Below are 25,510 nucleotides of genomic sequence, written 5' to 3'. Positions count from 1 at the left end.
GATAACAGTTTGTTAATGCATGAAAAACACCATCGCGATTACTCACCCGCAATACCTGTCAAAACCAAGTCCTTAGCATTGCTCTTGAAGAGTTAATGGCAGGTGCGCCTTGTGCGGTGAAAACAATAATCACCAAGGAAGTTTTCTTCATGCCTCCACACAAAATGCGCCGGGTATTCATCGGTACCTCTTTGACGTTTTGCAGTCTGCTCATCATTGGCGGGATGACCTACTGGTTGTGGCCAGGCAACTCTGCGGGCACCGCGACAACTGCTCCCGCAGTACCGGTGACCGTAGCCGAAGTCGGCCGTCAAGACGTCCCCGCCCTTATAAATGCCATCGGTAACGTACGCTCGCTGCGCAGTGTCGATATCCGCCCCCAGGTGGATGGACAGTTGTTGGAGTTGCCCGTGAGCGAGGGGCAGTTCGTCAAGAAAGGCGACCTGCTGGCACGCATCGACGATCGCGCCATTGTCGCGGCCCTGGAAGCGGCCAAGGCACAGCAGGCCGTTGCTCAGGCCCAGTTGGCGTCGGCAACTCGCGATCTCAAGCGCTATCGCGAGCTGGCCAGCATGCAGGCTGTCTCCACACAGACACTGGATCAACAAACCGGGCTGGTTGCCCAACTGCAAGCGACAGTCAGGAACCAGCAAGCCACGGTATCCGCCGCACAGGTTCAGTTGTCCCACACCCGGATTCATGCACCCGCCGATGGTCGCGCCGGCATCCACAACCTCCACGAAGGCAACTACGTGAGGGCAAGCGATGCACAGGCGTTGTTCTCGCTCGTTCAACTGGACCCCATCAGCATTGAATTCGCTCTCCCCCAGGCTCGCCTTCCACAGTTGCAAGCATTGATGACCCGGGCCGATCAATCGTCTGTGGTCTTGCGCGCCTACGCCAGTGACGGTGGCCCCCTACTGGCGGAGGGAAATCTGGACCTGATCGACAATCGGGTTTCCACGGCCACCGGGACCGTGCGGATTAAAGGCACTGTTGCCAATCCGCAAGGCCATCTATGGCCGGATCAGTCGGTCGTGATCAAGCTTCAGGCCGGCACCTTGCACGACGCCCTGGTCGTGCCGCAACGGGCGCTGCGCCTGGGTGCGAAAGATACATTCGTCTGGCGCATCAGCGATGGCAAAGCCTTCCCCCAACCCGTCCAGGTGACGTACTTCGATGCGGCCATCGCTGTGGTAGAGGGCGTCCAGGCGGGCGAGAAAATCGTCACAGACGGCTATTCGCGACTGAGCCCCGGATCGGCAGTCAACCTTATCGAAGCCAACGAAACAACGGTTACCCCCGTCGCCAGCAGGAGCACACCATGATGCCCAGCCGCAATGTCTACGCCTGGTGCATGGACCGCCCGATCGGCACTCTTCTGCTGAGCTTTGCCCTGGTCCTTCTGGGTGTCGTCGCCTACCTGCGCCTGCCCATCGCGCCGCTGCCCGAGGCGGATTTCCCGACGATCCAGATTACCGCCACGCTGCCCGGCGCCAGCGCTCAAACCATGGCGTCCTCTGTTGCAACGCCCCTGGAGGTGCAGCTCAGCTCCATCGCCGGCATCACCGAAATGACGTCGACCAGTTCGCTGGGGAAGTTGACGCTGACGCTGCAATTCAGCCTGGAGAAAAACATCGACACTGCAGGTCAGGAAGTGCAGGTGGCGATCAATACCGCTTCATCCAGACTTCCCAGCGACATGCCCAGCCTGCCAGTCTGGCGCAAGGTGAACCCGGCGGACGGCGCGGTGATGATCATCGGCGCCTACTCCGACACGCTCCCCTTGACCGAAGTCAGCGATCTCGCAGAAACCGTGCTGTCGCGTCGACTGAGCCAACTTGATGGCGTCGGCCTGATCAACGTGATCGGCCAGCGTCGCCCGGCCATTCGTATCCAGGCCAGGCCGGAAGTTCTTGCGGCCGCCGGCGTGACCTTGGCGGACATCCGCACCGCGGTACAACAAGCCAGTGTCAACCTGCCCAAGGGCGCATTGTTCGGCGAGCATCGGGTATCGAATCTGGAAGTCAACGATCAACTGTTCGAACCCGCGCAGTACGACGACATCATCGTGACCTGGCGCAATGGCGCGGCCATTCGGGTGCGGGACCTGGCCAAGGTCAGCCTGGGTGCAGAGGATGAGTACGCGCAAAGCTGGCCCGACGGCCAGTCCGGTGTGTCGCTGCTGATCAGGCGCCAGCCAGGAGCGAACATTGTCGCCATCGTTGATCGCATCGACAAAGCACTGCCCGGGATTCAGGCGGCTTTACCGGCGGACTTGAAGGTCGAAGTGATCAACGACCGAACCCGCACCATCCGTTCGTCGCTGCATGAAGTCGAGTTGACACTGGCCATCGCCATCGTCCTGGTGATTGGCGTAATGGCAATTTTTCTGCGGCAGTGGTCAGCGACACTGATCGTCACCATCGTGCTCGGCGTATCCATCGTTGCAACCTGCGCGGTGATGTACCTGGCGGGATTCAGCCTGAACAACCTGACACTGGTGGCCATCGTCATCTCAGTGGGGTTCATCGTCGATGACGCGATCGTGGTGATCGAAAACATTCATCGCCACCTGGAGCGTGGCGAGGACAAGCGTGCCGCGGCACTGAAGGGCGTCAGCGAAATCGGCTTCACGGTGGTCACGATCAGCGTGTCACTGATCGCTGCATTGATCCCCTTGCTGTTCATGGGCGGTGTCGTGGGACGCTTGTTCAGTGAGTTCGCCCTGACACTGGTCGCCACGCTCGTCATTTCGGTCGTGGCCTGTCTGACACTGGCGCCAACACTGGCCTCTCTGTTCATGAAAGCGCCCGAGCACCCCGAATCGGGAGGCTTCTTCAGTTGGCTGTTGCGTTCGTACGACCGTGCGTTGAGTTGGGCGCTTGGGCATCAGCGCTTCATGCTGGGCGTGTTTCTGGCCAGCGTGCTACTCAGCGTTGCCAGCTTCGTCATGATCCCCAAAGGCTTTTTCCCCTTGCAGGATACGGCCTTCATCATGGGATTCACTCGCGCATCCGCCGACATTTCCTATGAAGAAATGGTCGCCAAGCACAAACAGCTTGAGGCGATTTTCAGCAAGGACCCGGCCGTCATCAGTTACAACCATGCCATCGGTGGCAGCACCACCGACTCGATCGGTAATGGTCGGATCTGGCTGGTATTGAACGACCCGGGAGATCGGGACGCGACAATAAGCCAGGTCATTGATCGGCTGCGCCCTCAATTGGCGCAGGTACCTGGCGTCCAGACATCGCTTCGTGCGGTTCAAGACATCAACCTCAGCGCGGGACAGCCCAGGGCCCAGTATCAGTACGTCCTTCAAGCGCAGAACAGTGAAGAACTCGCCACCTGGGCGACGGCGCTGGCCGATCGCTTGCGCACAAATCCACTGTTTCGCGACGTGTCCCACGATCTGCAACTGGATGCAAACATCACCCGAATCACCCTCGATCGGGATGAAGCAGCGCGCTATGGCTTCACTGCTCGCGACCTCGATAACGCGCTTTATGACGCCTTCGGACAGCGCCAGATCAGTGAGTATCAAACCGAGGTCAACCAGTACAAGGTGGTGCTCGAACTATCCACCGAGCAACGTGGAAATGCAGAAAGCCTGAGCTACTTCCATCTGCGCTCTCCGTTGACCGGCGAGATGGTCCCTTTGCTGGCATTTACGCGGGTTGAACCGTCCACGAACGGCCCCGTGGTGATCAATCACAACGGCATGCTGCCAGCGGCCAATCTGTCCTTCAACCTGGCCCCCGGCGTTGCCCTTGGCCAGGCGGTTGCCGCCCTGCAGAACACGGAACTGGAGGTTGGCATGCCTGCTTCGGTGAACGGCACTTTCCAGGGTTCCGCTCAAGCGTTCCAGGCCTCGCTGGCCAGTCAGCCGTATCTGATCCTTGCCGCAGTGATTGCCGTCTACATCATTCTCGGTGTGCTTTATGAAAGTCTTGTGCATCCCCTGACCATCCTTTCCACCCTGCCTTCGGCAGGTATCGGCGCGATTCTGTTGCTGTGGGCGTGGCAACTGGACTTCTCGATCATGGCGTTGATCGGCTTGATCATGCTGATCGGCATCGTCAAGAAAAACGGCATCCTGCTGATCGACTTTGCCCTGCAAGCCCGGCGCGAACATGACCTGTCGCCACAAGAAGCGATCCATCAGGCCTGCCTGGCACGCTTTAGACCGATTCTGATGACAACCTTGGCGGCAATGTTGGGTGCGGTGCCGTTGATGCTGGCGTTCGGTACTGGCGCAGAGTTGCGCGAACCGCTCGGGGTGGTGATCATCGGCGGCCTGTTGCTCAGCCAGGTGCTGACCTTGCTGACGACACCCGTGGTGTTCCTGGCCCTGGAGCGCTTGTTTCATGGAGACAATCACCGGCAGGTTTCTGACATGGAGCATGCAAGATGAAGCACAAAACTCCGCTCTTCACTCTGCTTCTGTTGTCGTCCCTTACCGGCTGCACCAGCCATACTGCGACCGAAGGCCCTCCGATGGAGACTGCCTCGACAAAAGAACCCGGTACCGCGCTCGCCTCCCTGGCGCCGCGCTGGTGGGAAAGCTTCGAAGATCCGGTGCTGAACCAACTCATCAATGACGCACTTCGCGACAACCTGGACCTGGCCGTTGCTATCGAGCGGGTCCGCGAAGTGCGCACCCAACACAATGTGCTCGCGAGCGACCTTTACCCGGAATTCGACATCGCAGCGAAGTACGGCCGATCCCGGACGGCGCAGGAAAGCGCGAGCAACAAGTACTCCTACGGCGTGGATATGGTCTGGGAGCTTGATCTGTTCGGTCGGCTCAAAGCCTTGCGCAATGAAGCTGGCGCCGAGCTCAATGCGGCCCACCAGGACTATCTGAGCCTGCGGCTCAGCCTGATGGCAGAGGTGACCAACAGTTACCTTCAATACCGGCTGGCGCAGCAACTGATGGAAATCGCTACCCAGGCCGACATCAACCAGGAGCAGACCGCACGTGTGACACGGGCCCGCCTGGCGTCAGGGTCGGCCAATCGTTTTGATCTGGAGCGCATCGAATCCCAGCTCGCTATCACACGGGCAGAAATACCCGCAGCGCGGCAGCAGGCACAATCGGCTCGCTACAACCTCGCATACCTGTTGGCCAGCGAGCAGACCAGGATCGACAGCCTGCTTGCCGAGCCATCGCCCCCACTCATGGGTTTCTCCGAGCCGGCACTAAAGCAACTGCTGTCGATTCCTGCCGAGGTGCTGCGCGAGCGTCCGGATGTGCGGGCCGCGGAACAACGGTTGCGCGCCGCCGATGAATCCCTCGTTGCCACCAAGGCAGCGCGTTACCCTCAATTGACCTTGAGTGCACTGGCATTGTTTGAACAGGGAGGCGCAGCGCCCTGGGCATTGACCAGTCAACTATTCCAGCCGCTCTTCGATTTCGGCCGGACCGGCTCACGTATCGAGGCGGGCGATGCCCGTCGTGAACAGGCCAGACTGGCCTATCAGCAGAGCCTTCTGCAGGCACTGCGCGAAACCCATACGTCGATTCAGGCTTATGGTCAGGGAATCGATCGACAAAACCAGCTCGACAAGGCCTCTGCCGCTGCGGCGCGGGCGGTCGATCTGGCCAGGCATCAGTATCAGGCGGGCACTGTTTCCATGCTGGAAGTGCTGGACGCCGAGCGCAGTCTTTTCAATGTGCGGCGCAGTCAGGCTCAGGCCAACGTCGATGTTGCGCTGCATTGGGTAGCCATCAACCGTAGCCTGGGGATTGCCCCCACGCATGCACAGCTTTAAACAAGCGCAATCCAGCCTCGCCAATGACGCACAAACAAAAACGCCCCCGGCCTTTCGACCGGGGGCGTTTTTTCAAGCCTGGCTAAATCTTACGCCTTGGCTTTCTTGGCAGCGCGGGTACGCTCGCTTTCGTCCAGGATCTTCTTGCGAAGACGGATGGACTTAGGCGTGACTTCGCACAGCTCGTCTTCCTGGATGTATTCCAGAGCCTGTTCCAGGGTGAAGCGAACAGGTGGAACCAGAGCGATGGTTTCGTCTTTACCCGAAGCACGCATGTTGTCGAGCTTCTTGCCTTTGGTTGGGTTTACACCCAGGTCGTTGTCGCGGCTGTTCTGACCAACGATTTGACCGTTGTAGATCTCCTGGCCGTGTTCTACGAACAGCTTGCCACGAGCCTGCAGGGTTTCCAGGGAGTAGGTCAGAGCCTTGCCGGTTTCAACCGAAACCAGAACGCCGTTCTGACGGCCGGACATGTGGCCCGACTTCACTGGAGCGTAACGATCGAAGATCGAGGTCAGGATGCCAGCACCGTTGGTCAGGGTCAGGAACTGGTTACGGAAACCGATCAGACCGCGAGCAGGGATGTTGTATTCCAGGCGAACACGGCCTTTGCCATCCGGCACCATGTTGCTCAGGTCACCCTTACGCAGGCCCATCTCTTCCATGACCTTGCCCTGGGATTCTTCAGGGATGTCGATGGTCACGTTTTCGAACGGTTCCTGCTTCACGCCGTCGACTTCACGGATGATCACTTCAGGACGACCCAGGGCCAGCTCGAAGCCTTCGCGACGCATGGTTTCGATCAGTACCGACAGGTGCAGCTCACCACGGCCGGAAACCTTGAACTTGTCAGCCGAGTCGCCTTCTTCAACGCGCAGTGCAACGTTGTACAGCAGCTCTTTGTCCAGACGATCCTTGATGTTACGGGAGGTCACGAACTTGCCTTCTTTACCGCAGAATGGCGAGTCGTTTACCTGGAAGGTCATGGAAACGGTTGGCTCGTCAACGGTCAGAGGCTTCATCGCCTCAACGGTGTTGATGTCGCACAGGGTGTCGGAGATGAACAGCTCGTCGAAACCGCTGATGCAGACGATGTCGCCGGCCGCTGCTTCTTCAACGTCCACACGGTGCAGACCGTGGTGACCCATCAGCTTCAGGATACGACCGTTGCGCTTCTTGCCGTCGGCGCTGATAGCGACAACCGGGGTGTTCGGCTTGACGCGACCACGAGCGATACGGCCAACACCGATAACACCCAGGAAGCTGTTGTAGTCCAGAGCGGAGATCTGCATCTGGAACGGGCCGTCACGGTCAACAGCTGGTGCTGGAACGTGGTCGACAACCGCCTGGTACAGCGCGGTCATGTCTTCGCCCATGTCGGTGTGGTCCAGACCGGCGATGCCGTTCAGGGCCGAGGCGTAGACGACTTTGAAGTCCAGCTGTTCGTCGGTGGCACCCAGGTTGTCGAACAGGTCGAAGATCTGGTCCAGAACCCAGTCAGGACGCGCGCCCGGACGGTCAACCTTGTTGATCACGACGATTGGCTTCAGACCGGCTTCGAACGCCTTCTTGGTCACGAAACGGGTTTGCGGCATAGGGCCGTCTTGAGCGTCAACCAGCAGCAGAACGGAGTCGACCATCGACATTACGCGCTCTACTTCGCCGCCGAAGTCGGCGTGGCCCGGGGTGTCCACGATGTTGATGTGGTAGCCGTTCCAGTTGATGGCGGTGTTTTTCGCCAGAATGGTAATGCCGCGCTCTTTTTCCTGGTCGTTGGAGTCCATCACGCGCTCGTCGTTGAGCTCGTTGCGCTCCAGGGTGCCGGATTGACGCAGGAGTTTGTCTACCAGGGTGGTTTTACCGTGGTCAACGTGGGCGATGATGGCGATGTTGCGTAGATTTTCGATCACTTGTGTATCTCGATCAGAGGATTCGGTGTGCTGACAAGTCTTGGCAGCGATTAACAGTAGCGTCCGTGAAAGCCGTTACAGCTTGACGGTGGCGTCGGGGGGCCGGTGACGCAGGCCACAGGCAAACAGCCCCGGGCACTTAGCTCGGTCGATAAACGCGCACATTGGCATGCCCCTCACTGAGCAGATGGTGGGCATGCAGGCGACTCATCACGCCTTTGTCGCAATACAACAGGTACTGGCGAGTAGGGTCCAGTTCCTTGAAACGAGCGTTCAGAGCATAAAACGGCATCGTTCGTACCTCGATGCCAGCAAGCTCCAGCGGGTCATCCTCGGCGACATCCGGGTGGCGGATGTCGATCACGATCTGACCGGCCAGCGCGTCGCTGACTTCTTCAATCTGAATGTCCTGGCCCAGTTCGTCGATCACGCGATCGATAGGGACCAGCTTGGCGTTCTCGAGCGCACGCTCAAGCACCGCCATGTCGAATTCTTTCTCTTCGTGCTCCACGCGGTAGCGCTTGGCGGCGGTCTTCGGGTTGACCGAGATGACCCCGCAGTACTCCGGCATGTGCCTGGCGAAGTCGGCGGTGCCGATTTCGTTGGCCGTGTCGATGATGTCCTGCTTGTGACTGGCGATCAGCGGGCGCAGCACCAGCTTGTCGGTCACGCAGTCGATCACGGACAGGTTCGGCAACGTCTGGCTCGATACCTGGGAGATCGCCTCACCGGTCACCAGCGCCTCGATGTGCAGTCGATCGGCAATCGCGGAGGAAGCGCGCAACATCATACGCTTCAATACTACGCCCATATGACTGTTATCGACTTTGCCGAGAATTTCTCCCAGCACTTCCTCGAACGGCACACTGACAAATAACACGCGTTGCGAGCTGCCGTACTTCTTCCAGATGAAATGCGCGACTTCCATGACGCCCAGTTCGTGGGCCCGTCCGCCCAGGTTGAAGAAGCAGAAATGGGCCATCAGGCCACGGCGCATGATCTGGTAGGCCGCCACGGTGGAGTCGAAACCACCGGACATCAGCACCAGCGTCTGCTCCAGGGCGCCCAGTGGATAACCACCGATGCCGTTGTGCTGGCTGTGGATCACGAACAACCGTTGGTCGCGAACTTCGATGCGAACTTCGATTTCCGGCTTTTTCAGGTCGATCCCGGCGGCACCGCACTGACGGCGCAACTGGCTGCCGACGTACTTTTCAATATCGATGGAGCTAAATGGGTGCTTGCCGGCGCGTTTGCAACGCACCGAGAAGATCTTCCCGGCCAGCGCCTCACCGTAGTGCTGCTTGCACTTTTCGACGATGTCATCGAAGTCGCCCAGCGGGTACTCGTCGATTTGCAGGAAGTGCGCAATGCCCGGCATGCAGCTCAGGCGCTCGCCCATCTCTTTCAGGGCCTTCGGGTCGCTGACGCGGGTTTCCAGCTCGAGGTTGTCCCACACACCGTTCACCACCACAGCCGGGTCCAGGTCGCGGAGCACGGCACGGATGTTCTTCGCCAACTGACGGATGAAACGCGTCCGGACAGGGCGACTCTTGATGGTGATCTCGGGGAAGACTTTTACGATTAGTTTCATGAAAACAGCGCGCGCTGGGCCAGCCGAAAAAGGGGGGCGCGGATTATAGCGGAAATTGCTCAAGGTTTAACCAATTAATGTGCAGAAGGTTTCGCGCGCACCAAAACGGTTCACTTTCCAATTTCGACGCCACATTAAGGGGCGGGAATTTCCGGTTTTTTGGCTTTCACACCTCTATAAGCGTGAATTTGGGGCAAAAAACCCATGCTGGGGCACTGGCATGCAATTTGCTCCCTTGTGAGGCAGGTTGCCTTGGCAGAGTATTCGCGCCGGCATCACAAACATTTAAGGGCATCCACTACCCGCCCTAAGCCACCCCGGAGGACAGTATGTCGAAGTCGGTTCAACTCATTAAAGATCATGACGTCAAGTGGATTGATCTGCGCTTCACGGACACCCGCGGTACTCAGCACCACGTGACCATGCCGGCTCGCGACGCGTTGGACGAAGACTTCTTCGAAGTCGGCAAGATGTTCGACGGTTCCTCCATCGCTGGCTGGAAAGGCATCGAAGCCTCCGACATGATCCTGATGCCGGACGACAGCACTGCCGTACTGGACCCGTTCACCGAAGAGCCGACCCTGATCCTGGTTTGCGACATCGTCGATCCTTCGAGCATGCAAGGCTACGACCGCGACCCACGTGCGATCGCCAAGCGCGCCGAAGAGTACCTGAAGTCGACCGGCATCGGTGACACCGCCTACGCCGGCCCAGAGCCAGAGTTCTTCATCTTCGACCAGGTGAAGTTCAAGTCCGACATCTCCGGCTCCATGTTCAAGATCTACTCCGAACAAGGTTCGTGGATGTCCGACCAGGACGTGGAAGGCGGCAACAAGGGCCACCGTCCAGGCGTCAAAGGCGGCTACTTCCCGGTTCCACCGTTCGACCACGACCACGAAATCCGTACCTCCATGTGCAACGCACTGGAAGAAATGGGCCTGACCGTCGAAGTTCACCACCACGAAGTGGCAACTGCCGGCCAGAACGAAATCGGCGTCAAGTTCAACACCCTGGTGAAGAAAGCCGACGAAACCCAAACCCTGAAGTACGTTGTGCACAACGTTGCCGACGCCTACGGCCGTACCGCTACCTTCATGCCTAAGCCTCTGTACGGCGACAACGGCTCGGGCATGCACGTACACATGTCCCTCTGGAAAGACGGCAAGAACACCTTCGCAGGCGAAGGCTATGCCGGCCTGTCCGATACCGCCCTGTACTTCATCGGCGGCATCATCAAGCACGGTAAGGCCCTGAACGGCTTCACCAACCCGGCCACCAACTCCTACAAGCGTCTGGTTCCAGGCTTCGAAGCTCCAGTGATGCTGGCCTACTCGGCCCGTAACCGTTCCGCTTCGATCCGTATTCCTTACGTGTCGAGCCCGAAAGCCCGCCGTATCGAAGCGCGCTTCCCGGATCCGGCTGCCAACCCGTACCTGTGCTTCGCCGCACTGATGATGGCTGGCCTGGACGGCATCCAGAACAAGATCCACCCTGGCGATGCCGCTGACAAAAACCTGTACGACCTGCCGCCTGAAGAGGCCAAAGAGATCCCACAAGTTTGCGGCAGCCTGAAAGAAGCCCTGGAAGAGCTGGACAAGGGTCGTGCGTTCCTGACCAAAGGCGGCGTTTTCAGCGACGACTTCATCGACGCTTACATCGCCCTGAAAAGCGAAGAAGAGATCAAGGTACGTACCTTCGTACACCCGCTGGAATACGACCTGTACTACAGCTGCTGATCCGGTAGCGCCTGCGCAAGCGGCGTGAACAAGAGGCCTCCTTCGGGAGGCCTTTTTTATGCCCGCGATTTAATGGCCACTGAATCCCCTGTAGGAGCGAGCCTGCTCGCGATTGCGGCATGACCGTCACATTCAATGTTGAATGTTAATCCGCGATCGCGAGCAGGCTCGCTCCTACAGGAAGCCGGGCAAATCATGCCCAAGTGTTAACAGTTTGAGACAACCGCCACCCCTGACCTATGCTGCAACCCAACGCTTTCACTTGCGGTCGATTTCATGGGTCGTGTTTTCCTCTATATCTTGCTGCTGATCGCCCTGCCCGCCGCCGCGCAGATCTACAAGTACACCGACGCCGACGGCCATACCGCCTACAGCAACCAGCCCCCCGATGGCGTGATCGCCCAGCCGGTCGACCTGCCGCCGCTCAACAGCGTCGAACCCCAGTCGCCGGGCAAGCCCGCACCAGCAGCCAGAACCGGCAGCCGTGAACAGCCCCATGGCATCTACGAGGTGCTTGAGCTCGCTGGCTTGCCCTCCACCGAAGCCCTGCGCGCCAATAACGGCACCTTCACTGTCAATGTATTGATCAAACCGCGCCTGCAAGGTCCGCATTTGTTCAGGCTGCTATTGGATGATCAGCCCTACGGTCAAGCAGGGAATGTCCCGGCTCTGCAACTGGTCAACATCGATCGCGGACAGCACAGCCTGGCTGTGCAAGTGATCGACGGGGAAACGGTCATACAGCAAAGCCCCACGGTGACCTTTACCGTGCAACGGGTGCACAAGCCTTGAAGGCCTGGCTGCTGATCGCCTGCCTGCTTGCGCTGCCCGTCTCGGCAGAGGTGTTCACCTACGTCGATGCCCAAGGCAATCGCGTGTTCACCGACCAGCCAAAAGCTGGCAACGCCAAACATGTACCGCTGGCAACCGGCAATCGAATGCCCGCCATGAATACTGCGCCTGCCATCGCCAGCACTCGCAAGCCCGAGCATAAACCCCCGTTTCGCTATGACCTGCTGCGCATTCTGGTGCCGGAACCGGATGCCACCGTGCGCAGCACCGCCGGCGAAATCATTGTCAGCGTCACCAGCGAGCCGGGCCTGCAACACGGTCATCGATATCGCTTGCTACTCGACGGCCAACCCACCGCCGAGCCCGGCCTGAGTCCGGTGTTCCCGCTGACCAACGTCGACCGAGGCACCCATCAACTGTCGGTTGAAATCCTCGACGAACAAGGCCAGATCGTCGAACGCACCGCCAATCAGCCGATGCACATGCTGCGCATGTCGCTGGCGCAAAAACGCAAGGTCAAACCCTGCACCCTAGAAGACTTCGGCCAGCGCCCGGAATGCCCGCTCGCCGACAAACCTGTGGAAGAAAAAAATCCGTTTTTGCGCTTCTTCTAACCCTGTTCAGGTTTGCGCACTATATTGGTGCGAATAGTTGCATCGTTTTCCCGCTGCAACCCATTTTGGTTCGAAACGACCCGCCAAAGCCGGCATAGCGCCACGCAATCGAGCGTCAAACGCCTGTTTCAGGGGCCGCGCGCTTCTTTTCGGAGCCTTGGTTTGGTTCTTGCAGTTTCCTCGCATCGGCTTTTTATTCATGCGCCAAAAGAGGTCCCTGAATGACCATCAGTGACGCACTACACCGCTTGCTGCTCGACAACCTCACCACGGCGACGATCCTGCTCGACGCCGAGTTGCGCCTCGAGTACATGAACCCGGCGGCGGAAATGCTCCTGGCCATCAGCGGCCAGCGCAGCCATGGCCAGTTCATCAGCGAACTTTTTACCGAATCCACCGAAGCCCTGAATTCGTTACGCCAGGCGGTCCAGCAGGCCCACCCGTTCACCAAGCGCGAAGCCATGCTCACGGCCCTCACCGGCCAGACCCTGACGGTCGATTACGCGGTCACGCCGATCCTCAGTGGCGGCGACACGATGCTGCTGCTCGAAGTCCACCCCCGCGATCGCCTGCTGCGGATCACCAAGGAAGAGGCGCAGCTGTCGAAGCAGGAAACCAGCAAGATGCTGGTGCGCGGCCTGGCCCATGAAATCAAGAACCCGCTGGGCGGGATTCGCGGCGCGGCACAACTGCTGGCCCGCGAGCTGCCGGAAGACAGCCTGCGCGACTACACCAATGTGATCATTGAAGAGGCCGACCGCCTGCGCAATCTGGTGGATCGCATGCTTGGCTCCAACAAGCTGCCATCGCTGGCCATGTGCAACGTCCACGAAGTGCTGGAGCGCGTCTGTCAGCTGGTCGAGGCGGAAAGCCAGGGCTGCATCACGTTGGTGCGCGATTACGACCCGAGCATTCCCGACGTCCTGATCGATCGTGAACAGATGATCCAGGCCGTGCTGAACATCGTGCGCAACGCGATGCAAGCCATCAGCAGCCAGAACGAACTGCGCCTGGGCCGCATCACCTTGCGCACTCGCACCATGCGCCAATTCACCATCGGCCACGTGCGCCATCGCCTGGTGACCAAGCTCGAAATCATCGACAACGGCCCGGGCATTCCTGCGGAACTTCAGGAAACCATTTTCTTTCCCATGGTCAGCGGTCGCCCGGACGGTACCGGGCTGGGCCTGGCCATTACCCAGAACATCATCAGCCAGCACCAGGGCCTGATCGAGTGTGACAGCCACCCCGGCCACACCACGTTCTCGATCTTTCTGCCACTGGAACAAGGAGCCACATCGACATGAGCCGTAGTGAAACCGTGTGGATCGTCGATGACGACCGTTCTATCCGTTGGGTCCTGGAAAAAGCCTTGCAACAGGAAGGCATGACCACGCAGAGCTTCGACAGCGCCGATGGCGTGATGAGCCGCCTGGCCCGCCAGCAACCGGACGTGATCATCTCCGACATTCGCATGCCCGGCGCCAGTGGCCTGGACCTGCTGGCACGGATTCGCGAACAGCACCCTCGGCTGCCAGTGATCATCATGACCGCGCATTCCGATCTGGACAGCGCTGTCGCGTCCTATCAGGGCGGCGCATTCGAATACCTGCCCAAGCCCTTCGATGTCGACGAAGCGGTGTCGCTGGTCAAGCGCGCCAACCAGCACGCCCAGGAGCAGCAAGGCCTGGAAGTCGCTCCCGCGCTGACCCGCACCCCGGAAATCATCGGTGAAGCGCCGGCGATGCAGGAAGTGTTTCGTGCCATCGGACGCTTGAGTCACTCCAACATCACCGTGCTGATCAACGGCGAATCGGGCACCGGTAAAGAGTTGGTGGCCCACGCCCTGCACCGCCACAGCCCGCGCGCGGCTTCGCCGTTCATCGCCCTGAACATGGCGGCGATTCCGAAGGATCTGATGGAGTCCGAGCTGTTCGGCCACGAAAAAGGTGCCTTCACGGGCGCTGCCAACCTGCGCCGCGGGCGCTTCGAGCAGGCCGACGGCGGCACGCTGTTCCTCGACGAAATCGGCGACATGCCAGCCGACACCCAGACGCGTCTGCTGCGGGTCCTGGCCGATGGCGAGTTCTACCGCGTGGGCGGGCATGTGCCGGTGAAGGTCGATGTGCGGATCATCGCCGCGACCCACCAGAATCTGGAAACCCTGGTGCACGCCGGGAAATTCCGCGAGGACTTGTTCCATCGCCTGAACGTGATCCGTATCCATATTCCGCGCCTGTCGGACCGTCGTGAGGACATTCCGACGCTGGCCAAGCACTTCCTCAGCCGCGCCGCGCAGGAGCTGGCCGTCGAGCCGAAGCTGCTGAAAAACGAGACAGAGGAATACCTGAAGAACCTGCCGTGGCCAGGCAACGTGCGTCAGCTGGAAAACACCTGCCGCTGGATCACAGTGATGGCTTCCGGTCGTGAAGTGCACATCGGCGATCTGCCGCCGGAGCTGCTGAGCCTGCCGCAGGATTCGGCACCGGTGACCAACTGGGAGCAGGCGCTGCGCCAATGGGCCGACCAGGCCCTGGCTCGCGGCCAGTCGAGCCTGCTGGACAGCGCCGTACCCGCCTTCGAGCGGATCATGATCGAAACCGCACTCAAGCATACGGCGGGTCGTCGTCGGGATGCCGCGGTGTTGCTGGGCTGGGGGCGTAATACCCTGACTCGCAAGATCAAGGAGCTGGGGATGAAGGTGGATGGCGGGGATGAGGATGAGGGGGATGAAAGCTAAACAGCCTTAACATTTTCGTCGCCGTTCAGACCCAATCGCGGGCAAGCCTTGCTCCCACAGGTTATGTGTAAACCCTGTGGGAGCAAGGCTTGCCCGCGATGCTTTTGAAGACCCGATGCACCGCCGCAATGCACCGTGAACCGCAATCGCGCACGGCGACTGACACAAAATCCCACCGAAGTTCGCAATCGAACCCCTATCGAAAAAACACGAAAGCCCCGAATCACGGGGCTTTCAGCGATATTAAACAGCTTTCTGTTTCAACTTGTTAAAACCTGGCACGCCCCCTGCAATGGTCTCATCAGTGAATCAGTTCACTTCCCGGTTTCGGGGACCTTGGTACAGGCAGGCCGGGGAATCCCCTCTTTTACATCGGGCTCACACCGCACAAGCGACGAGCCCTGCCGTTTTGGGGTCCTTGGTACAGGCAGGCCTGGGATTCCCTCTTTACACCGGGTTCACGACATCGTGCGCGAACCCGCCCTTTTGGGGACCTTGGTACAGGCAGGCCGGGGATTCCCTCTTTTATTGCTCCCGGAGATGGATCTCCAGCCGCCAGCGGTCATCGACCTCGCTACCGGCCCAGTCGCCCTGCAGCGGCCGGGCCGCCACCACCGTCATCAGCAACCCCTCATCACTCAAACGCACCCGCCAGTTCACGCTCTTGTCGTTGAGTTTGAGTTGACCTTGCTGCGCCTTGCCTTCTGCCTCGAACAGCAGCGCAAGGCTGCCGTCGACGATCTCGCCATGGGTCTTGGGCTCGTTGTTGAACCACACCACCAATCCGCCATCCGTTACCTCGACCTGCTGCAACTCGGTGGGATCGGGGGTGGTCAGGCGACCGATCATCATGCCCACCATGACGCCGACAATCGCCAGCGATGCCATGACGCGCGGGAATAGTTTCGAACGATCGTCGGGTTGCGGCGTAGAATGCCGCACATCTTTACCTTCGGAGCCGTGCATGTTTCACGTCATCCTTTTCCAACCGGAAATTCCGCCGAATACCGGCAACGTTATCAGGCTGTGCGCCAACAGTGGCTGCCACCTGCATTTGATCGAACCGCTGGGCTTCGAAATGGACGACAAGCGCCTGCGCCGGGCCGGCCTCGACTACCACGAGTATGCCACCCTGCAACGGCATGCGGACCTGGCCAGCTGCCTGGAAAGCCTGGGCCATCCACGGCTGTTCGCCTTCACCACCAAGGGATCGCGGCCGTTCCACGACGTCAGCTTTGCCCCGGGTGACGCCTTCCTGTTCGGCCCGGAAAGCCGTGGCCTCCCCGCCGAAGTGCTGGATGCCCTGCCCGGCGAACAACGCCTGCGCCTGCCGATGCGTGAAGGCTGCCGCAGCCTGAACCTGTCCAATACCGTGGCGGTGGCCGTTTACGAGGCCTGGCGGCAGAACGACTTCAAATAACAGCGCATAACAAATGTGGGAGCGAGCCTGCTCGCGAAAGCGGTGCGTCAGGCGACATTGATGTCATCTGACACTCCCCATTCGCGAGCAGGCTCGCTCCCACATTGAAATTGCTTTGACGCTTGAGACCGCTTATTGAACGGTCGGAGTCTCGCCGGCCGCCTGCATGCGCTGCAGCTCTTGCGCGTACAGCGCATCGAAGTTCACCGGAGCCAGCATCAGTGCCGGGAACGAACCACGGGTCACCAGGCTGTCCAGGGTTTCGCGCGCGTACGGGAACAGGATGTTCGGGCAGAACGCACCCAGGGTGTGGCTCATCGAAGCGGCGTCCAGGTTCTTGATCAGGAAGATACCGGCCTGTTGCACTTCGGCGATGAACGCCACTTCTTCACCGTTCTTCACGGTGACGGACAGGGTCAGCACGACTTCGTGGAAGTCGTTTTCCAGTGCCTTCTGGCGAGTGTTCAGATCCAGACCGACGCTCGGCTCCCACTGCTGGCGGAAGATCGCCGGGCTTTTCGGGGCTTCGAAGGACAGGTCACGCACATAAATGCGCTGCAAGGAGAATTGCGGTGCAGTTTCTTCTTCGTTCGCAGCAGTGTTCTGTTGGTCAGTCATCGCAGATCCTTCTTGATCCAGGGGTCTTTTAGTTTTGCTTATTTTGGGTAAGGAACTCAGGCCTTGAGCATCGCGTCGAGCTTGCCGGCACGTTCCAGGGCGAACAAATCATCACAACCACCTACGTGGGTGCTGCCGATCCAGATCTGCGGCACGGACGTGCGTCCGGCTTTCTGAGCCATGGCGGCGCGCACCTGAGGCTTGCCATCGACCTTGATCTCTTCGAAAGCCACGCCTTTGCTTGCAAGCAGGTGCTTGGCTCGCGAGCAGTAACCGCAGTAATCGCTGGAATAGACGACGACGTTGTTCATATCACTTCACCAGCGGCAGGTTGTCGGCTTTCCAGCTGGAAACGCCACCGGACAGCTTGGCGGCGGTGAAGCCGGCCTTCATCAGTTCGCGAGCGTGGGTACCGGCGGTCTGACCGAGGGCGTCGACCAGGATGATGGTCTTGGCCTTGTGCTTTTCCAGCTCGCCGATGCGTGCAGCCAGTTTGTCCTGAGGAATGTTCACGGCGCCGACAATGTGACCGGCGGCGTAGTCCTTGCTTGGACGGATGTCCACCACCACGCCCGCGTCCTTGTTGACCAGAGCGGTCAGTTCGCCGGTGCTCAGGCTACGGCCGCCGCCCTGCATTTGATAGGCAATCAGCAAAGCCAGCAGTACGACGAAGATACCGACAAGGATGTAGTGGTTGGTGGCGAATTCAATCAGGTGAGCAACCATCGAAGGAGGTTCCAGGGCATTAAAATGTCGGCCAGTATACACAGCCCCCAAGGTGGGCCAAACCCCGTCCGGCGGTGACGTGGCCGGAACTTCGCTTTAAACTGCCACTCCCTTTTCCATCGCCCCTTTTTATCTCAGCCGAGTGGATTCCATGACTACCACGCCTAAACCTTTGGTCCTGATGATTCTCGACGGCTTCGGTCACAGTGACAGCCCTGAATCCAACGCTGTGTTCGCGGCGAAGAAGCCCGTACTCGATCGTCTGTGGGCCACCGTGCCGAACGGCCTGATTTCGGGTAGCGGCATGGACGTCGGCTTGCCGGACGGCCAGATGGGCAACTCCGAAGTCGGTCACATGAACCTCGGCGCCGGCCGCGTGGTGTACCAGGACTTCACTCGCGTGACCAAATCGATCCGCGACGGCGAATTCTTCGAGAACCCGACCATCTGCGCGGCGGTGGATAAAGCCGTTGCTGCCGGTAAAGCCGTGCACTTCATGGGCCTGCTGTCCGATGGCGGCGTGCACAGCCACCAGGACCACCTGGTCGCCATGGCCGAACTGGCCGCCAAGCGCGGTGCACAGAACATCTACCTGCACGCCTTCCTCGACGGCCGCGATACACCGCCGAAAAGCGCGCAATCGTCGATCGAACTGCTCGACGCCGCCTTCCAGGCCTTGGGCAAGGGCCGCATCGCCAGCCTGATCGGTCGTTACTTCGCAATGGACCGTGACAACCGTTGGGATCGTGTGGCCCAGGCCTACAACCTGATCGTCGACGGCCAGGGCGAATTCAACGCCGCCACCGCCCAGGAAGGCCTGCAGGCCGCCTATGAGCGCGGCGAAAGCGACGAATTCGTCAAAGCCACATCTATCGGGGAGCCGGTGAAAGTCGAAGACGGCGACGCCGTGGTGTTCATGAACTTCCGCGCCGACCGTGCCCGCGAGCTATCCCGTGTGTTCGTCGAAGACGATTTCAAGGAGTTCGAACGCCGCCGTCAGCCAAAACTGGCCGGCTTCGTGATGCTGACCCAATACGCCGCCAGCATCCCGGCCCCGGCGGCTTTTGCCCCTGGCAGCCTGGAAAACGTGCTGGGCGACTATTTGGCGAAAAACGGCAAGACCCAACTGCGCATCGCCGAAACCGAGAAGTACGCCCACGTGACCTTCTTCTTTTCCGGGGGTCGCGAAGAGCCGTTCCCGGGCGAAGAGCGCATCCTGATCCCGTCGCCGAAAGTCGCCACCTATGACCTGCAGCCGGAAATGAGCGCGCCGGAAGTCACCGACCGCATCGTCGAGGCTATCGAAAACCTGCGCTACGACGTGATCGTGGTCAACTACGCCAACGGCGACATGGTTGGCCACAGCGGCGTGTTCGAAGCGGCGGTGAAAGCCGTTGAATGCCTGGATCAGTGCGTCGGCCGCATCGTTGATGCCTTGGAAAAAGTCGGCGGCGAAGCCCTGATCACCGCCGACCACGGCAACGTCGAGCAGATGTCCGACGAAACCACCGGCCAGGCCCACACCGCCCATACCACAGAACCGGTGCCATTCATTTATGTCGGCAAGCGCGACCTCAAGGTGCGTGAAGGCGGCGTACTGGCGGACGTGGCGCCGACCATGCTGAAGCTGCTGGGTCTGGAAAAGCCGGCGGAAATGACCGGGACTTCGATCCTCGTCTAATCCGGCTTTACCAAACACCGCAAGTCCCTGTAGGAGCGAGCCTGCTCGCGATAGCAATCTAACAGTCAATATCGATGTTGAATGTTAGGACGCCATCGCGAGCAGGCTCGCTCCTACAGGGGGTTTGCGGTGTTTTTCGGCCCAGTTATCACACAGCCCCAATTGGGCGTTTTTTTTGCAGCGTGGGGCGGGCATACTAGGCCGTCCCTTTCCCTGGTGCTGCCCGCCTCTATGCTTCGCGTCCTGATAGCCCTTGCTCTGACTTGCCTGCTCCAACCGGCCTTCGCGGACGAGCGCGCGCAAACCCAACAGCAGCTGGAAGCCACGCGCCAGGACATTGCCGAGCTGAAGAAGCTTTTGAGCAAGCTGCAGGAAGAAAAATCCGGCGTGCAGAAAGACCTCAAGGGCACTGAAACCGAGATGGGCAAGCTCGAGAAGCAGGTCGAAGCCCTGCAAAAAGAGCTCAAGAAGAGCGAAGCCGAGCTGCAGCGACTCGATGCGGAGAAAAAAAAACTCCAGAGCGCGCGCACTGAACAGCAACGACTGATCGCCATCCAGGCCCGGGCCGCCTACCAGAACGGTCGCCAGGAATACCTGAAACTACTGCTCAACCAGCAGAATCCCGAAAAATTCGCCCGTACCCTCACCTATTACGACTACCTTAGCCAGGCCCGCCTGGAACAGCTGAAGAATTTCAACGAAACCCTCCGCCAGTTGGCCAATGTCGAACAGGACATCGCCAAACAGCAGGCCCAGCTGCTGGTGCAGCAAGGCAATCTCGATTCCCAGCGCACCGAACTCGACAAGGTCCGTCAGGAGCGCCAGCAGGCCCTGGCCAAGCTCAATGACGACGTGAAGGCTCGCGATCAAAAACTGGCGGCCCGCGAGCAGGATCAGGCAGACCTGTCTAAAGTCCTTAAAACCATTGAGGAAACCCTGGCACGCCAGGCTCGTGAGGCAGAAGAAGCGCGGCAAAAAGCGCTGATCGCCCAGCAGGAAGCGGAAAAAAAGCGTTTACGTGAGGCCCAGGAGCAGGCGGATGCCAGCGATGAAGCCCCACGTAAACCGGTCAGATCAACGCCTGGTGCACTGGTTTCAAGCTCCGGCGAAACTTTTGGCGGTCCGTTTGCGTCTACCCGCGGCAAGCTTCCATGGCCTGTCGACGGCCGATTGCTGGCGCGCTTCGGTGAAACCCGTGGCGATGATTCACGGACCAAGTGGGACGGCGTGATGATCGGCGCCTCCGCCGGCAGCGCCGTACATGCGGTGCACGGCGGTCGTGTGGTGTTCGCCGACTGGCTGCGGGGCGCCGGGCTGCTGGTGATCCTCGACCACGGCAACGGTTTTTTGAGTCTTTACGGTCACAACCAGACGCTGCTCAAGTCTGCGGGTGATGTGGTGAAAGCCGGTGAGTCCATCTCCACTGTTGGTAACAGTGGCGGACAGGACACCCCGGCGCTGTATTTTGCGATTCGTCAGCAGGGTCACCCAAGTGACCCGGCACAATGGTGTCGCACACAAGGATAAGCGTGCCATCCAATTCAGGAGTTCGTTCGACATGCTGCATTTGTCCCGCCTTACCTCGCTGGCCCTGACGATCGCCCTGGTGATCGGCGCGCCGTTGGCGTTCGCTGCTCAACCAACCCCGGCGACCGCACCTGCGGGCACTGCAGCGACCACCAAGGCGCCATTGCCGCTGGAAGAGCTACGCACCTTCGCCGAGGTCATGGACCGCATCAAGGCGGCATACGTCGAGCCCGTGGACGACAAGACCCTGCTCGAAAACGCCATCAAGGGCATGCTCAGCAACCTCGACCCGCACTCTGCCTACCTGGGCCCTGAAGACTTTGCCGAACTGCAGGAAAGCACCAGCGGCGAATTCGGCGGCCTGGGCATCGAAGTCGGCGCCGAGGACGGTTTCATCAAGGTGGTGTCGCCCATCGATGACACCCCGGCGTCGAAGGCCGGCATCCAGGCCGGCGACTTCATCGTCAAGATCAACGGCCAGCCGACTCGCGGCCAGAGCATGACCGAAGCCGTGGACAAGATGCGCGGCAAGATCGGCCAGAAAATCACCCTGACTCTGGTACGCGACGGTGGCACGCCGTTCGACGTGACCCTGGCCCGCGCCATCATTCAAGTGAAAAGCGTGAAGAGCCAGTTGCTGGAGTCCGGCTATGGCTATATCCGCATCACCCAGTTCCAGGTCAAGACCGGCGAAGAGGTCTCCAAGGCCCTGGCCAAGCTGCGCAAGGACAACGGCAAGAAGCTCAAGGGCATCGTGCTCGACCTGCGCAACAACCCGGGCGGCGTACTGCAGGCGGCCGTGGAAGTGGTCGATCACTTCATCACCAAAGGCCTGATCGTCTACACCAAGGGTCGCATCGCCAACTCCGAACTGCGCTTCTCCGCCACCGGTAAGGACGAAAGCGAGGCCGTGCCGATGGTCGTGCTAATCAACGGCGGCAGCGCCTCGGCTTCGGAAATCGTCGCCGGTGCACTGCAGGATCAGAAGCGCGCGGTAGTCATGGGCACCACCAGCTTCGGCAAGGGCTCGGTGCAAACCGTGTTGCCGCTGAACAACGATCGCGCACTGAAGATCACCACGGCGCTGTACTACACGCCAAATGGTCGCTCGATCCAGGCCCAGGGCATCGTCCCGGACATCGAAGTGCGCAAGGCCAAGATCACCAGCGAACAGGACGGCGACTACTTCAAGGAAGCCGACCTGCAAGGTCACCTGGGCAATGGCAACGGCGGCGAAGACAAACCGACCGGTTCCGGCGCCAAGGCCAAGGCCATGCCGCAAGACGACGACTACCAACTGGCCCAGGCCCTGAGCCTGCTTAAAGGGCTGAGCATCACCTCCGGCCGTTGAGGATGGGTCTGCGCTTCATCCTCGTTCTGTTGTGCTGCCTGGCGGGTACGGTTCACGCCGAACCCGCCGGGTCGGCACCTCACAAGGCCTACCTGACGCTGATCATCGATGACCTGGGGCAGAACCTGCCCCGGGATCGCCGCGTGCTGGCCCTGCCCGGCCCGGTCACCACGGCGATCATGCCCGACACACCCCACGCCACCGAATTCGCCCGCGAAGCCCACCGTGCCGGCAAGATCGTCATCCTGCATATGCCCATGGACCCGGCCACCGGCCCGTTCGCCTGGCATCCTGAACTACCCATCGAAGAACTCGAAAAGCGCCTCAACGCCGCCTTCAAAATGGTGCCCTACACCGCCGGCATCAATAACCACATGGGCAGCCGCATGACTGCGCAACCCGTCGCCATGGCGTGGTTGATGGGTGAGCTGCAACGCCGGCACAAGTTCTTCGTCGACAGCCGCACAAGCGCGCAGACCGTGGCAGCGCAACAGGCACAGAAGATCGATCTGGCGAGCGTCTCGCGGGATGTGTTTCTTGATGACGAGCGCACTGAAGCTGCCATTTATACCCAGCTGCAAACCGCTATTGAGCTGGCACGCAAGCAGGGCTCGGCGGTGATGATTGGCCACCCTTATCCACAGACGCTGGCGGTACTCGAGCGGGAAATGCCGAAGCTCAAGTCCCAGGGAATCGACTGGATTGATATCCGGCAGATGATCAGCGTGCGCGGAAATCGGGCCACGGCCGCCCATGGCAAAGACGGTACCTACCGATAACCTCCGCCAGACATCAATAGATAGCTACCGCCAGACACCCATCCCGCATCCTGAAAGTAGGCGCTCAACCCTCCGTGGCTTCCTAAAGTCACCCTTGAGCATCAGGATCGAATATGCAAACCAGCGAAAACGCAGCATCACCCATCGCGCAAAGGGCGCCGATACAGCTCGGTAATCTGTTGATCAACTTCACCACCGAGTTTCACCGCATCTGGGACAGCAAGGGCTCCAATTCCAAACCTGGAAGCTTTTGGCGCCCGACTCCCGCCCCCGATACCTTGCCGGGATATTTTCCACTCGGCGATTTCGTCACCCCCGGTTTCGACAACATCAACGGCAACACCGTGGTGGCCGTGGTTTGCGAAGGTCCGGCAGAGGATGGAGATACCTCGAAAGGAAAAGCGCTGAGTGCGCCTGAGGACTTTGAGCGGGTCTGGAAAGATTTGCGCTCCCGCGCCGACGCCGACTGCACGATATGGCGCCCGATTCCTCCTGCCGGTTATGTGGCACTGGGAATGGTCTGCTCCAATGGTCGTGACAAACCACTGCTCAATACCGTGCGTTGCGTCCGGGAAGATCTGGTGGTCGCCTCCAGCGTCAGCAACAGGATCTGGAGCGACAGTGGCAGCGGCGCCAGCCAGGACTTCAGTGCCTGGGGCATCGAGCCGCCGAGTGCCGAGGCGGGCGAGATCTACTTTTCGCCGGGCACCTTTATCGGTGTCAACAGCCATGACAGGCCTGCGGCCAATACCGTCGCCTACTCACTGCGCATGCAGATACCGCTGCAAGTCGCTCGTACGCCCGAGCCCCCTGCACTCTCCGGGCATGAATCGCCCACCGCCGAAGAAATGGCCACGATCACTCAAACGGTCCACCTTCCATGGTTCGCGGTCATAGACCTCAACCTGACACAGCTCGAGCAATTCCAGACATCCCCGTTCTACCGCCTGGAAAGATCGGATCGCTACGTGCTCGTCGGGCACGGGCACAATACCGGCACTATCGGCCAGACCTTCAAATGGACAGCGCCACGCGTGCAGAGGATTGAGTCACTGGAGGGGTTCACTGACGCCACCACCATCAGGGTCGCGTCCGAATGGCCGCTCTACGTGTCAAACCCGATGAGCCTGCATGTACTGCTGTCCTCTGCGATTCGCTTCTCGGCGAAACTGAGCAAAGCGTTCACACACACTGAAAACTCACACATCGGCTGGACAACCTCCGCTGCCGTGGAAGTCATCACCCGCATCGCGAAAAAAACCAGTCTGGCGGCTTATGTGATTGAAAGTGACTACAAACTGCTGCGCGAGGACGGCACCCAAGTGGCCAACGACGTCCTCTACACCGACATAGACAGCCTGTACCTGACCGAGTACCCGGCGGAAACAGACTGCAATGTCCTTACCTCTATGCAACAGGTAGTCGAACCAGTCGTTACAGATACCGCGCCATGATGTCGTCGACCCCACCTTCCTTGCGCAACTGATCCAGAGCAGCCTGCAGCTTGGTCACGATTTCATCCGGCACGTCCTTGTTCAGCGCCAGATAGAGTTCAGCACTGTTGAAGCGCAATACCGTCTTGAGCCCGGTCACGCCGTCCTGCCTTGCCAGGTAACGGCCGGCCGGGTCACCTGTGGCCCACAGGTCGATCTGGCCGTTGACCAGTTTCTTCGCATTGTCCTGATCTCGCAGCACCACCACCGGATTCAAGCCTTGCTTGGTCAAGGTCTCGGCAATTGCATCGCCTTTGTAGGCGCCGATCTTGTACTTGCGTGCGTCGTCCAGGGTTTCGAGGGTGATCTTGCTATCGGCTTTGGCCAGCATGATCCAGTCATCCGGGCCAATCGGACCGACCCATTTGAACAACTTTTCGCGATCAGGCAGCCGCGCCATGACGAACACGCCGTAGCCCGGTTTTTCCAGGGTGAGTTTGTAGATCCGCTCCCATGGGAAGCGCAGCGTCAGGCTGTAGGTAATGTCGGCGCGCTTGAAGATCTCGCGGACGATATCGGTGGCGATGCCATTGATATTTTCGTCCTGAGCGAAGTTCTTGCCGTTCTTCGCCATGTTGTACGGCGGGAAGTTTTCCGTCAGCAACACCATGTCGGTATCGGGTCGGTCATCGGCGTGAGCCCCGTTGATCAACAACACGGAGGCGCTGGCGAGGGCAAGAAGAAGGCGTTTAAGCATGTCTGGCTACCGAAATCCATGGCGTACCCAAGAGTGCCTTGAGCCCGCCATGAT

At 59.8% G+C, this 25,510-nt stretch carries 21 protein-coding genes; 14 read left to right on the top strand and 7 right to left on the bottom strand.

Annotated features, from left to right (window positions below; genetic code table 11):
• The first annotated feature begins 149 nt into the window (after nt 1-149).
• Genes DKY63_RS21420 through DKY63_RS21410 form a run of 3 tightly spaced genes read left to right on the top strand, consistent with a single transcriptional unit; the run spans nt 150 to nt 5,778 of the window.
• A complete protein-coding gene (locus DKY63_RS21420) occupies nt 150-1,328 on the top strand; it encodes an efflux RND transporter periplasmic adaptor subunit (protein ID WP_239499321.1) in 1,179 nt (392 codons plus the stop codon).
• Nucleotides 1,328-4,417, top strand: coding sequence for an efflux RND transporter permease subunit (locus DKY63_RS21415; RefSeq protein ID WP_110967960.1), 3,090 nt, complete (start codon nt 1,328-1,330; stop codon nt 4,415-4,417). The genes DKY63_RS21420 and DKY63_RS21415 overlap by 1 nt, the downstream gene beginning before the upstream one ends.
• Nucleotides 4,414-5,778 (top strand): efflux transporter outer membrane subunit, encoded by a 1,365-nt coding sequence (locus DKY63_RS21410; RefSeq protein WP_110965910.1) that lies wholly within the window; start codon nt 4,414-4,416, stop codon nt 5,776-5,778. The genes DKY63_RS21415 and DKY63_RS21410 overlap by 4 nt, the downstream gene beginning before the upstream one ends.
• Before the next feature lie 89 nt (nt 5,779-5,867).
• On the opposite strand, the gene typA is transcribed toward DKY63_RS21410, so the two are convergent.
• Entirely contained in the window at nt 5,868-7,688 is a 1,821-nt protein-coding gene (gene typA, locus DKY63_RS21405) for a translational GTPase TypA (RefSeq protein WP_110965909.1), read from the bottom strand.
• 139 nt (nt 7,689-7,827) lie between these two features.
• Nucleotides 7,828-9,282 (bottom strand): tRNA uracil 4-sulfurtransferase ThiI, encoded by a 1,455-nt coding sequence (thiI, locus tag DKY63_RS21400; protein WP_110965908.1) that lies wholly within the window; start codon nt 9,280-9,282, stop codon nt 7,828-7,830.
• A 329-nt stretch (nt 9,283-9,611) separates the two neighbouring features.
• Here thiI and glnA point away from each other — a divergent pair, with 329 nt between their 5' ends.
• The 5 genes from glnA (at nt 9,612) to ntrC (ending at nt 15,164) form a co-directional block, all read left to right on the top strand.
• Entirely contained in the window at nt 9,612-11,018 is a 1,407-nt protein-coding gene (glnA, locus tag DKY63_RS21390) for a type I glutamate--ammonia ligase (RefSeq protein ID WP_110965907.1), read from the top strand.
• Nucleotides 11,019-11,294: 276 nt separating this feature from the next.
• A complete protein-coding gene (locus DKY63_RS21385; protein ID WP_110965906.1) occupies nt 11,295-11,810 on the top strand; it encodes a DUF4124 domain-containing protein in 516 nt (171 codons plus the stop codon).
• Nucleotides 11,807-12,424, top strand: coding sequence for a DUF4124 domain-containing protein (locus DKY63_RS21380; protein ID WP_110965905.1), 618 nt, complete (start codon nt 11,807-11,809; stop codon nt 12,422-12,424). The genes DKY63_RS21385 and DKY63_RS21380 overlap by 4 nt, the downstream gene beginning before the upstream one ends.
• Before the next feature lie 221 nt (nt 12,425-12,645).
• Entirely contained in the window at nt 12,646-13,731 is a 1,086-nt protein-coding gene (gene glnL / locus DKY63_RS21375) for a nitrogen regulation protein NR(II) (protein ID WP_110965904.1), read from the top strand.
• Nucleotides 13,728-15,164 (top strand): nitrogen regulation protein NR(I), encoded by a 1,437-nt coding sequence (gene ntrC / locus DKY63_RS21370; protein ID WP_110965903.1) that lies wholly within the window; start codon nt 13,728-13,730, stop codon nt 15,162-15,164. Before glnL ends, ntrC begins: the two co-directional genes overlap by 4 nt.
• A gap of 525 nt (nt 15,165-15,689) precedes the next feature.
• Here ntrC and DKY63_RS21365 read toward each other — a convergent pair.
• On the bottom strand, nt 15,690-16,130 hold the full coding sequence (locus DKY63_RS21365) for a hypothetical protein (protein WP_110965902.1): 441 nt from the start codon (nt 16,128-16,130) through the stop codon (nt 15,690-15,692).
• On the opposite strand from DKY63_RS21365, the gene trmL reads away from it, so the two are divergent.
• On the top strand, nt 16,129-16,584 hold the full coding sequence (trmL, locus tag DKY63_RS21360) for a tRNA (uridine(34)/cytosine(34)/5-carboxymethylaminomethyluridine(34)-2'-O)-methyltransferase TrmL (RefSeq protein ID WP_110965901.1): 456 nt from the start codon (nt 16,129-16,131) through the stop codon (nt 16,582-16,584). The genes DKY63_RS21365 and trmL overlap by 2 nt on opposite strands.
• A 132-nt stretch (nt 16,585-16,716) precedes the next feature.
• Here trmL and secB read toward each other — a convergent pair whose 3' ends face one another.
• From secB to DKY63_RS21345, 3 genes are read right to left on the bottom strand one after another with little or no spacing between them, the layout of a single operon-like run.
• Nucleotides 16,717-17,202: a protein-export chaperone SecB gene (gene secB / locus DKY63_RS21355; protein ID WP_110965900.1), complete on the bottom strand. Its 486-nt coding sequence runs from the start codon at nt 17,200-17,202 to the stop codon at nt 16,717-16,719.
• A 56-nt stretch (nt 17,203-17,258) separates the two neighbouring features.
• Nucleotides 17,259-17,513: a glutaredoxin 3 gene (gene grxC / locus DKY63_RS21350; RefSeq protein WP_110965899.1), complete on the bottom strand. Its 255-nt coding sequence runs from the start codon at nt 17,511-17,513 to the stop codon at nt 17,259-17,261.
• 1 nt (nt 17,514) lies between these two features.
• Nucleotides 17,515-17,928, bottom strand: a complete 414-nt coding sequence (locus DKY63_RS21345; RefSeq protein ID WP_110965898.1) for a rhodanese-like domain-containing protein — start codon at nt 17,926-17,928, stop codon at nt 17,515-17,517.
• Between the two features lie 151 nt (nt 17,929-18,079).
• Here DKY63_RS21345 and gpmI point away from each other — a divergent pair, with 151 nt between their 5' ends.
• From gpmI to DKY63_RS21320, 5 genes are all read left to right on the top strand, one after another.
• Complete coding sequence (gene gpmI / locus DKY63_RS21340; RefSeq protein ID WP_110965897.1) at nt 18,080-19,609, top strand: 2,3-bisphosphoglycerate-independent phosphoglycerate mutase; 1,530 nt, start codon at nt 18,080-18,082, stop codon at nt 19,607-19,609.
• Nucleotides 19,610-19,840: 231 nt separating this feature from the next.
• The gene (locus DKY63_RS21335) at nt 19,841-21,136 is read left to right on the top strand and encodes a murein hydrolase activator EnvC family protein (RefSeq protein ID WP_110965896.1); all 1,296 of its coding nucleotides are present in this window, start codon (nt 19,841-19,843) and stop codon (nt 21,134-21,136) included.
• Between the two features lie 31 nt (nt 21,137-21,167).
• Entirely contained in the window at nt 21,168-22,487 is a 1,320-nt protein-coding gene (locus DKY63_RS21330; protein ID WP_110965895.1) for a S41 family peptidase, read from the top strand.
• 2 nt (nt 22,488-22,489) lie between these two features.
• A complete protein-coding gene (locus DKY63_RS21325) occupies nt 22,490-23,266 on the top strand; it encodes a divergent polysaccharide deacetylase family protein (RefSeq protein WP_110965894.1) in 777 nt (258 codons plus the stop codon).
• A gap of 113 nt (nt 23,267-23,379) precedes the next feature.
• Nucleotides 23,380-24,720 carry a Vps62-related protein gene (locus DKY63_RS21320; RefSeq protein WP_110965893.1) on the top strand — a complete coding sequence of 447 codons (1,341 nt, stop codon included), beginning with the start codon at nt 23,380-23,382 and terminating at the stop codon, nt 24,718-24,720.
• Here the strand turns inward: DKY63_RS21320 and DKY63_RS21315 are convergent.
• Nucleotides 24,701-25,456: a substrate-binding periplasmic protein gene (locus DKY63_RS21315; protein WP_110965892.1), complete on the bottom strand. Its 756-nt coding sequence runs from the start codon at nt 25,454-25,456 to the stop codon at nt 24,701-24,703. The two genes, DKY63_RS21320 and DKY63_RS21315, sit on opposite strands and share 20 nt — an antisense overlap.
• Between the last annotated feature and the right edge of the window lie 54 nt (nt 25,457-25,510).

Source organism: Pseudomonas putida, assembly GCF_003228315.1.
Classification (GTDB): Bacteria; Pseudomonadota; Gammaproteobacteria; order Pseudomonadales; family Pseudomonadaceae; genus Aquipseudomonas; species Aquipseudomonas putida_S.
The sequence above is the reverse complement of the archived record's forward strand: the minus strand, read 5'-3'. Positions and strand labels throughout refer to the sequence as shown.